Genomic DNA, 9,506 nt, shown 5'->3' on the forward strand with positions numbered 1-9,506 from the left:
GCAAGTTCGCCCGCCTGGGCAAGGCTCTGGTCGTGCCCTTCACCCAGGAACGCCTGGCTGATGGCAGTGGTTACCGGTTGGTGATTCATGCGCCCCTGGCGGATTTCCCCGGCGCTACCGAAGAAGAGGATTGCCTGCGGATCAATCAGTGGGTGGAAACCGCATTGCGCGCCTGCCCCGAGCAGTACCTGTGGGCTCACCGTCGCTTCAAGAGCCGGCCGCCGGGCGAGCCCAAGCTCTATAAGAAGCGCGGCTGACCCTCTGGCACTGATGAGCGGCCCTGGTACGCCATGGATGGAGTGAAGCAATGAGTGCTGGACCGGTAACAGGTTTGATTCTTTCCGGCGGTGGTGCCCGTGCCGCCTATCAGGTGGGCGTGCTAGCGGCGATTGCCGAGCTGTTGGGGCCGGGGGCGCGCAACCCGTTCCCGGTGATCGTCGGCACATCTGCGGGGGCCATCAATGCCGTCAGCCTGGCCAGCGGTGCCGCGGATTTTTCTGCGGCGATCCAGCGCCTCACGGCCTTCTGGCGCAACTTTCGCAGCGATCAGGTGATGCGCAGCGACTGGTCCGGGGTGATCCGCCAGGCCAGTCGATTTGTCGGCCACAGCCTGTTGGGGCTTGGTGCTCAGGTGCCGGTGGCACTGATCAACAACTCGCCGCTGCGTGAATTGCTTAACCAGCACATGCATCTTTCGGGCATCAACGAAGCCATTTCCCAAGGGCAACTGCACGCCGTGGCGGTGACTGCGTTCGGTTATGAGTCCGGTCAGGCGGTGACCTTCTATCAAGGTGGCGGGGTGATCGATCCCTGGCTGCGTCATCGAAGGATCGGCATTCCCACCCACCTGACGGTGGACCATCTGCTGGCCAGCTCGGCGATTCCCTTGCTGTTCGCCCCGGTGAAGCTCGACCAGGAGTACTTCGGTGACGGCGCGGTACGCCAGTCGGCGCCTATCAGCCCGGCCCTGCACCTGGGGGCCAGCCGCGTGCTGGTGGTGGGGGTCAGCGGCAACCCGCGTGGCAACGATCCGGACAGTACCGCATCACGCACTTACACCGGACAGGAGCCGACCCTGGCGCAGATCGGCGGCCATATGCTCAACAGCACCTTCATCGACAGCCTGGAAAGCGATATCGAGTTGCTGGAGCGGCTCAATCACTTCAGCCGGTTGTTGCCCGACAGTGCGGCCGACCGCGGCCTGGGCATTGCACCGGTGGAAGTGCTGGTGATTGCCCCCAGCCAGCCCATCGACGAGATTGCCGCTCGCCATCGGCATGAGCTGCCGGCAGCGTTGCGTGTATTCCTGCGTGGGCCCGGGGCGACCCGCACCAGTGGTGCTGGGGTATTGAGTTATCTGCTGTTTGAAGCAGCCTACTGCAATGAACTGATTGAGCTCGGGCGCAGCGATGCCCTGGCCAAGCGTGAGGAGCTGGTGCGCTTCCTGGGGCTGGCGGCGACGTCTCCGGCCTGAGATCGCTGAGGGCGGTGTTCCCTCCGTCTTTACATCGATGTGCGTGTCACTTGCGTGCTGTGTCTTTTCTCCTGTTGTCACTGTTCCGGGGTACCCGGGGCGCTACTGCTTTTTAAGATCTGTCTTATTACAAAGGTTTTGAATCGCTTGGATGATGGCCGTGTTCAACGTCGGTCATCGTCGAGATTCCTCCTGCTTTCCGTTGTCATTTGTTGTCAATTGCGGACATTGTCTTGAGGGAACTGCGACTTAAATGTGGCAGGGAGTCTCATGAAACAATCAGTCTGCTCGACGCTGTCGGGTCTTTTTACGATGTACCTCATGGCTGGTTCGATTCAAGGACACGCAAGTGAATACGGCCAGATAGATCTCTCCAATCCGGATGGCACTGATTCGATGCGCCTGCAACCGGGCGACTCCGTGACCTACGACGGTCCGGGTGCCGCGATCAACGTTGCGGTCAGTGGCAATCAGCTGAGCGCCGATGGAGTCGATATCAAGGCCGGCTCCCCGCTCGGCAGTTTCGCCGTCGGGGTCAGCGCCAACGGTGGCGGGCATGTGACCCTGGTCGATAGTCAGGTACTGAGCCACCGTACTTATGCGCTTGAGGCCCGTGGTACTGGCAGTGAGATCGTCGCTACCGGAACCTCGCTCACTTCCCAGCAGTCTTTCGGTGCCTATGCGCACAGCGGTGGCCGTATCACGCTCGACGGCGGCAGCATTACCACCAGCGGCATTCATGGTTATGGAGTGGTCGCCTCGGATGCGGGAACGACCCTGGAAGCTCGCAACCTGACGATTTCCACCAGCAATGACCACGGCTTTGGCGCCGAGGCGACCAATGGCGCCTCGATGACGCTGGAGGGGGTCACAATCAACACAACGGGCAACGACGCTACGGTTCTGTTTGTCAGCGGGGCGGGTTCAACGCTGTCCTTTGTCGATAGCCATGGCACATCTGCCCGCTACTCTGGAGCCCGGCTCAACGGTGGAACATTCTCGATGCTTGGCGGCAGCCTCACCGCCCACAAGGATGCGGTATTTCTGGGGTACGACTTCGACGGTATTGGCTCGTCAGCCGATATCCGCGATGCAACGCTGAGTTCCAGCACCGGCTATGGGCTCAACCTCAACGGCGACGCCGCCCGTGCCACGTTGAACAACGTCAGCATCAGCACCTATGGAGAGCAAGCAGGCGGGATATGGATGTTCATGCCCGAGTCCCAGCTGATCGCCGATCGGTTCAGCATCGACACCCAGGGCGCCCAATTTGCCCATGGGCTGGATAACCGAGCCGGTCAGGCGACGCTGAGCAACGGCAGCATCACCACTCACGGCACGAATTCGCTGGGTTTGTATCTGTACAACCAGTTCGACAGCGATGCCAGCATCGAGGCGAGCAATGTCCGGATTGAAACCTTCGGTGCCGGATCCTTTGGTGCCCTGGCACGAACCGCGGGTGCCGACCTGCGCCTTGCACAGTCCGAGATCGTCACCCATGGGCAAGCGGCCCATGGTCTGTTTGTACGCGCGGCCGACGCACATCTGGCCGCCAGGGGAACCGATGTCATCACTAGCGGCAACAATGCCTCCGGCCTGGCGCTGGGCAATGGTGCAGTGGCGACTCTGGAGAACTCCCGGCTGACCACCCACGGGGACTTGGCGTCTGGCGTCTGGAGTTATGTCACCAGCGGGGCGGCGAGCAATACCCTTTCGCTGACCGACAGCCAGGTCAGTACTCAGAATGGGGCGGGCCTGCTGGCCAGTGGCGGTGATCACCGCTTTACCCTGGTGAATTCGAACATTGTCGCGCGCTCCGATGGGCAGGAGGCGCAGGGCATCTTTCTGCAGACCCAGCAGGCAATGTTGAACAGTGTTCCTGTCGATACCGGCCAGGTCAGTGTCGAGGCCAGCGGCACGACGCTGGTGGGCGACGTCTTTGCTCAGAACGGCAGCGTGGACCTGAACCTGAGTGCCGGTTCGGTACTGTCGGGGGCGCTGCGGGCCGAGAGCGGGGGGCGAATCAATAGCCTGCTGCTCGATGACAGCAGCCGGTGGAACGTACGCGCTGACTCGACACTGGGCACCCTGACCAACAACGGTACGCTGGTGTTCGGTGCTGCCGGTTTCCAGACCCTGACCGTTAACAACTACATCGGCAATGGCACGCTGGTGTTCAGCACCCAACTGGGCGACGACGCTTCCCCCAGCGACCGGCTGGTCATCGACGGTGGAGCGGCCAGTGGCAGAACTGCGGTGCGTGTGCTCAACGCGGGCGGTGAGGGTGGGGAGACGGAGGAAGGGATTCTTCTGGTGCAGGCGATCAACGGTGGCACCATTGCATCCGACGCCTTCTATCTGGACACGGGTTCCAGCGGTTATCGCAGGAGTGTCGGCAGTCTTTCGGTCAATGGCTATGAGTACAGCCTGGTGCAGGGTGGCAACTCGGGCACGACGAATGACTGGTTCCTGACTTCCCAGTACAACGGCCCGTCGTTACCCACGGATTCGCCCGCCCGTCAGGTGGCACCGGAAAGTGGGGCGTATATCGGCACCCAGCAGGCTACCAGGACAATGTTCGACCACGGCCTGCAGGACCGTGCAAGCAAGCGCAGCCTGGGTGCCGACCGCCAGGACTCGGGACTCTGGATGCGAGTTCAGGGGCGGCACGACAAGGGCATGCGCATGGCCGAGGGCAAGGTCGATATCGAATCCAGCAGCGATGTGGTGCAGATGGGCGGGGCGTTGCTGCGCCGGCCGGTGGGGACGCAAGGTGCGTTCTATACCGGGCTCATGGCGGGCTATGGCGACGCGCGCATCGACTCGACTTCCACATTGATGCGCCGTGACACCAACACCGCTGTTCGCGCCAAGGCTCATGGCAAGGTCTCGGGTTATTCGGCGGGCATGTATGGCACTTTCTATGCGGATGACGTGAACCGGCTGGGAGCATATGTCGATACCTGGTTGCAGTACGGCCGTTACACCAATCGGATCAGCAGTGAGTTGGGGTCCGCTGACTATGATTCGAGCCTGTGGTCGGCGTCGCTGGAGTCGGGTTATGCACTCTTGCCGTTCGCTGCGGATTCAGCGTTCGGGGCTTGGGTGGTGGAACCTCGCGGGCAGTTGATCTATAGCCGCTACACCGCCAAGGACGCGCATCTGCAAGGCACGCGACTGCGCAGCGGCGACGCCGATGCCTGGCGTTCGAGCGTCGGTGTACGCTTCTATCCGCAGCCTGGGCAGGGCACTGATGGCTCGGCGCTGCGGCCTTTTCTCGAAACCAATTGGCTGCATACCGAGTCGGTGCCGTCGGTCCAGATGGGCAGCAACAGCCTGGACGCCCGGCCATCGCGGGATGCGCTGGAGTTGAAGGTGGGGGCCCAGGTACAGGTCGCTCGGGATGTCGAAGTGTCCAGTCATCTGTTCGGCCATACCGGCAGTACCGATCAGTACGGCTATGGCGGCCAACTGAACCTGACCTACAACTGGTGATGCTGCCGGTTGCTCAAGAGACCCCATCAGATGACTGGCGAGGGTGCTGGCCTCCGGCTCAAGGAGGCCATTGCAGAGGAGCAGTTGGTCAGCGATGCAGATAGTCCCTGATGAACTGTCGGATCACGCTGGCAAAGTCCGGGTCCGCGGTGAAGCCCAGTTCTGCTGCATAGGGTGCGCTGAAGGCGCCCGGCCAGGAGCCGACGATGCGCTCGATGGCTGCATCCGGGCGCAGTTGAACATGCTGGGCCACTGCATCGCCCGCCACTTCCCGCAGCGCGTCGATCATTTGCTTCACGGTCTGTGACAAACCGGGCATGTTGATTACCCGGCCTTGGCTCAAGCGCCCGGCGTCAAGTTCATGGCCATGAATCAGATTGGCAATGGCCTGTGCCGGGGACATCAGCCATAACCGGGTGTTCAAGGGAACCGGGCAGACACTGGCCTGGCCGTTGAGGGGCTCGCGGATGATGCCGCTGGCAAAACTCGACGCTGCAAGGTTCGGCTTGCCCGGGCGCACTACGATGGTGGGCATGCGCAGGCTGCGGCCGTCGACGAAACCACGCCGGCTATAGTCGGCCAGCAGCAGATCGTTCATGGCTTTCTGGGTGCCGTAGGAGCTCTGTGGCGCCCACACTTGATCGTCGCCGACAGTGTCCGGCAGTTGGCCGCCGAAGACCGCCACTGAACTGGTCATCACCCACTTCGGACAGGTACCCAACTGCCGCGCTCGCTCCAGCAGGCTCTGGGTGGCGCTGAAGTTGACGCGCATACCCAGTTCGAAATCGCTTTCCGCCTGGCTGGAGACCACCGCCGCCAGGTGAAAGATGCTGGTGGTGTTGGCGTCGATCAGGTGCGCCAGGACGTGGGGGTCGGTGATGTCTCCACCCTTGACCTGGACCCGAGGGTCATCGAGGCCCTGCACGGGCTCCCGGTCGAATGCGGTAATGCGCTTGATGGGCTGCAATTGGCCGTGACGGTCGGTCAGGGTGCCCCGTTGCAGCAAGGCTTCGATCAGCCGCCGTCCGAGAAAGCCGGCTGCGCCGGTAACAAGAATATTCATGAGTGGCTCCAACTGTTCAGCGATTGACGAGTTTTCCGGGAATCTTGAAGACCAGCAGAGCGCCGATGAACAACGCGCTGGCCATGACGTACATGCCGATGGTGGTGCTTTGGGTCAGGTCTTTGAGAAAACCCATCAGGTAGGGCGAGACGAAACCGGCGAGGTTGCCCCAGGAGTTGATCAGGGCAATACCGGCGGCAGCCGCAGTGCCGCCGAGAAAGGCCGTGGGCAGGCTCCAGAACAGCGGCAGGGTGCTGAAGGCGCCCATGGCACCCAGGGTCAGGCCGATCATCGACACCGTGAAGTTGTCGCTCCAGGTGGCGGAAATCATCAGGCCGATGCCGCCAAGCACTGCGGTCAGCGCCAGATGCCAGCGGCGTTCGCGCAAGCGGTCGGCGCTGCGGGAGATCAGCACCATGGTCAGCGCTGCAGCGGCGTAGGGGATCGCCGTGAGCATGCCGACCTCGAATACATCGCTGACCCCGGCCTGGCGAATCAGCGAGGGCAGCCAGAAGCCGACGGTGTAGAAGCCGGCGATCATGCAGAAGTAGATGGCGGTCAGCAGCCAGATCCGCGGTTGCCCGAACACCTGCCTGACGCTGTGAACCTGGTGGCCGTCGGTCTCGGCCTCAATCCGGGTCTGCAGCAGGTTTTTCTCTTCGCGGGTCAGCCAGCCCGCGTCGGCGATACGGTCGCTGAGGCAGTAGATCACCAGGCCGCCCACCAGGATCGACGGCAAGCCCTCGAGGAAGAACATCCATTGCCAGCCAGCGAAACCCTGATGGCCGTTGAGGGCGCTCATGATCCAACCGGACAGCGGTGCGCCAATCAACCCCGAAAGCGGTACCGCGGTGGCGAACAGTGCGTACATCTTGCCGCGGCGGTTGGAGGGGAACCAATAGGACAGATACAGGATGACACCGGGATAGAACCCGGCTTCGGCGATGCCCAGCAGAAAGCGCATGACATAGAAGGAGGTGGGGGTGCTGACGAAAGCCATGCACGAGGAAATGATGCCCCAGCTGATCATGATGCGAGCGATCCATAGGCGTGCACCGACCCGGTGCAAGATCAGGTTGCTGGGAATTTCCACCAGAAAGTAGGCGATGAAGAAGATCCCCGCGCCCAGGCCGTAGACCGCTTCGGAAAATTGCAGGTCTTCGGACATCTGCAACTTGGCAAAGCCGACGTTGACCCGATCCAGGTAGGCCACCAGATAGCACAGCAACAGCAGCGGCAGGATGCGCCAGGCGACTTTGCGATAAGCCAGGTCCTCAAACGAGGCGGTGGGGGAGCGGGCTGCAGTTTGTGACAGTGATTCAGTCATGTCTTTACCCATCCTTGTTTCTTGTATTTGGGTGATTTTGTTTTTATCGGACTTGCTGAGGTGTCTTAGATATCATAATACATCATACGAATTCAATGGTCGGAGACCGAGCGGGACGGCGTGCATGAAATGCAGTACCGTTAGCCACTTTCAATACAGAGATACCCATGTCCAAGCCTGACAACTCTTCCCTCGCCGTCGATTCCCTGGCGACGCTCAAGGATGCGGCCAAGGGCACCCTGGCGGATCAGGTGACCGCGGCACTCAAGGCGCATATCGCCAGTGGCGAGGCCCTGCCGGGTTCGCGGCTGCCCACCGAGCCGGTTATGTGCGAGCGCTTCGGGGTCAGCCGCACGGTTATCCGCGAGGCGATTTCACGCTTGAAGTCGGCCGGGCTGGTGGAGGTGCGCCAAGGTAGCGGCACCGTGGTCAGTGAGGGGGCGCATATCAAGGCCTTCACTATCGATCTGGATGTACGCGGGTCGATCGAGGCGGTGCTCCGGGTGACTGAATTACGCCGTGGTATCGAGGGCGAAGCGGCGGCTCTGGCGGCGCAGCGGCGCACCCCCGAGCAACTGCAGGCGATCCACCAGGCGTTGCTGGCCATCGATGTGGCCGAGCAGGATGGCCATGACGGCGTGGAGCAGGACCTGGCCTTTCACTTGTCGATTTCCCAGGCCACCGGCAATCCGCTGTATCCCTCATTGCATGAGTTCATTGCCCAGTTCATCAAGGAGGCGATCCGCATTACCCGTTCCAACGAGGAGCGGCGTCGGGATCTGGCGCATTCGGTACGCGATGAGCATTTCGCGGTCTATGGGGCCATTGCCGCTCGCGATGTCGAAGGGGCGCGGCAGGCAGCGCTGAGCCACATCCACAATGCGGTGGAACGGCTCAAGAGTGCAGATCCGGCATTCTGGCGGGACTCCGGATCACGTATTGCCTGATAGGCAGCGTCGCGCTGGCCCATCAGCCTGAGTGGCCGGCGCTCATCGGAACATGAGGGCCGGCCGTCTCATGGAGTATCAGAAGTGGTACTTGACCAGCAGGCTGGCGGTGTCCTGATTGGTCTCGAAGTTACGCGAATCCTCGATACCGTACTTGTTCTTCCAGTAGTCGTACTCGAAACCGACGTACAGCTGCTTGGCGCCCCAGTTCAGTGCCTTGCCCAGGTCGTATTTGACCTGTGGGTTGAAGTGCAGGTTGGCGTGGTAGGTGCCTTTGGCGTTCTGGTCGTTGTCCACCACCCAGTCCATGAAACCGTCGATCAGGATGTCCGAGCGGCCCACGGGAATGGTGTAGGACCACACCGGGGTGATCTGCCAGACGTTGTCGCCCGGGCGGCTGCCTTCGGTGTGGCGCTGGTAGAAGTTCAGCTGGAAGTAGTCGAAGCCCGGCACTGCCAGATCGAAACCCGGACCTATCAGGTAGGACTCATTGTCGCCTTCGCCGAACTCGTAAGTGAACGCCAGGAGCACGTCCTTGATCGGGCCGAATTCCAGCTTCTGGTCGAAGATCTTGCCGAACGACAAGCGTGGCGAGAACTCACCGTAGTAGGTGTCCGGGCCGACGTTGCCGTCTTCCTTGCCGTTGTAGAAGATCCGGTCGAGGAAAAAGAAGTTGTCCCCGTACTTCCAGGCGTCGGCGTGCTCGAACGTCACCGTCTGTTGAATCTGCGGGTTGACCTCGAAGTTCTTGCCGTACAAATAAGTCAGGCTGTTGTTCTGCCATTGCAGCAGGTCGCCAGCCATGGCCTGCCCCCCGGCCAGCAGGCCGGCAGCCAGCATCAGGCGTGTGCACATCGGTTTCATTCGGTTGCTCCCAAGTAGGTAGTTCCACGTTTTTTTTGGCTCGGCGCTCTGGTTTGGCGCCTTTTTTCTTTGCTGTAAAAACCATCCGATCGGTCAGCTTTGTTGCTGTTAGCAAGAGCTGAGCCAAGGCCGAAAAAAAGCAAAAAACTCCCGTCCGGCTGTATTGATACAGTCGTCCGAGAGTATTCCCAGCATTGATTTCGTGCGCCTTGTTACCTGTCTGGACCGGGATAAGTTGGCCTTCAGGTCAGGTTTTTCATCCGGGCTTTTTTTAGACCGGATTTGCGTGGCCGCGGAGAATACTGGCTCCCACGGCAGGGGGGGGGGGGGGGGGGG

At 61.3% G+C, this 9,506-nt stretch carries 7 protein-coding genes; 4 read left to right on the top strand and 3 right to left on the bottom strand.

All coding sequences use genetic code 11. The annotated features are described in order from the left end of the window. The 3 genes from BLX41_RS36180 to BLX41_RS24580 all read left to right on the top strand — a co-directional run. On the top strand, positions 1 to 257 hold a 257-nt coding region (locus BLX41_RS36180; protein ID WP_473241686.1), incomplete at its 5' end, for an LpxL/LpxP family acyltransferase. A gap of 50 nt (positions 258 to 307) precedes the next feature. Further along, positions 308 to 1,474, top strand: coding sequence for a patatin-like phospholipase family protein (locus BLX41_RS24575; protein ID WP_123726976.1), 1,167 nt, complete (start codon positions 308 to 310; stop codon positions 1,472 to 1,474). A gap of 396 nt (positions 1,475 to 1,870) precedes the next feature. Next, positions 1,871 to 4,969 (top strand): autotransporter family protein, encoded by a 3,099-nt coding sequence (locus tag BLX41_RS24580; protein WP_123726977.1) that lies wholly within the window; start codon positions 1,871 to 1,873, stop codon positions 4,967 to 4,969. Positions 4,970 to 5,057: 88 nt separating this feature from the next. Here the strand turns inward: BLX41_RS24580 and denD are convergent, their stop codons facing one another. Next, entirely contained in the window at positions 5,058 to 6,032 is a 975-nt protein-coding gene (gene denD, locus BLX41_RS24585; protein WP_123726978.1) for a D-erythronate dehydrogenase, read from the bottom strand. A gap of 16 nt (positions 6,033 to 6,048) precedes the next feature. Further along, positions 6,049 to 7,359, bottom strand: coding sequence for an MFS transporter (locus BLX41_RS24590; RefSeq protein WP_123726979.1), 1,311 nt, complete (start codon positions 7,357 to 7,359; stop codon positions 6,049 to 6,051). A 167-nt stretch (positions 7,360 to 7,526) separates the two neighbouring features. On the opposite strand from BLX41_RS24590, the gene BLX41_RS24595 reads away from it, so the two are divergent. Continuing rightward, a complete protein-coding gene (locus tag BLX41_RS24595; protein WP_259745146.1) occupies positions 7,527 to 8,306 on the top strand; it encodes a FadR/GntR family transcriptional regulator in 780 nt (259 codons plus the stop codon). A 78-nt stretch (positions 8,307 to 8,384) separates the two neighbouring features. Here the strand turns inward: BLX41_RS24595 and BLX41_RS24600 are convergent, their stop codons facing one another. Further along, positions 8,385 to 9,170, bottom strand: coding sequence for an outer membrane protein OmpK (locus BLX41_RS24600; RefSeq protein ID WP_123726981.1), 786 nt, complete (start codon positions 9,168 to 9,170; stop codon positions 8,385 to 8,387). Positions 9,171 to 9,506 lie beyond the last annotated feature (336 nt).

Source organism: Pseudomonas protegens, from assembly GCF_003732485.1.
Lineage (GTDB): Bacteria > Pseudomonadota > Gammaproteobacteria > Pseudomonadales > Pseudomonadaceae > Aquipseudomonas > Aquipseudomonas protegens_B.

Bases quoted from the DNA above. Each gene is read 5' to 3' on its own strand.
- BLX41_RS24580 (WP_123726977.1), top strand. From the start codon at position 1,871: ATGCGCCTGCAACCGGGCGACTCCGTGACCTACGACGGTCCGGGTGCC.
- denD (WP_123726978.1), bottom strand. From the start codon at position 6,032: ATGAATATTCTTGTTACCGGCGCAGCCGGCTTTCTCGGACGGCGGCTG.
- BLX41_RS24590 (WP_123726979.1), bottom strand. From the start codon at position 7,359: ATGACTGAATCACTGTCACAAACTGCAGCCCGCTCCCCCACCGCCTCG.
- BLX41_RS24575 (WP_123726976.1), top strand. From the start codon at position 308: ATGAGTGCTGGACCGGTAACAGGTTTGATTCTTTCCGGCGGTGGTGCC.
- BLX41_RS24600 (WP_123726981.1), bottom strand. From the start codon at position 9,170: ATGAAACCGATGTGCACACGCCTGATGCTGGCTGCCGGCCTGCTGGCC.
- BLX41_RS24595 (WP_259745146.1), top strand. From the start codon at position 7,527: ATGTCCAAGCCTGACAACTCTTCCCTCGCCGTCGATTCCCTGGCGACG.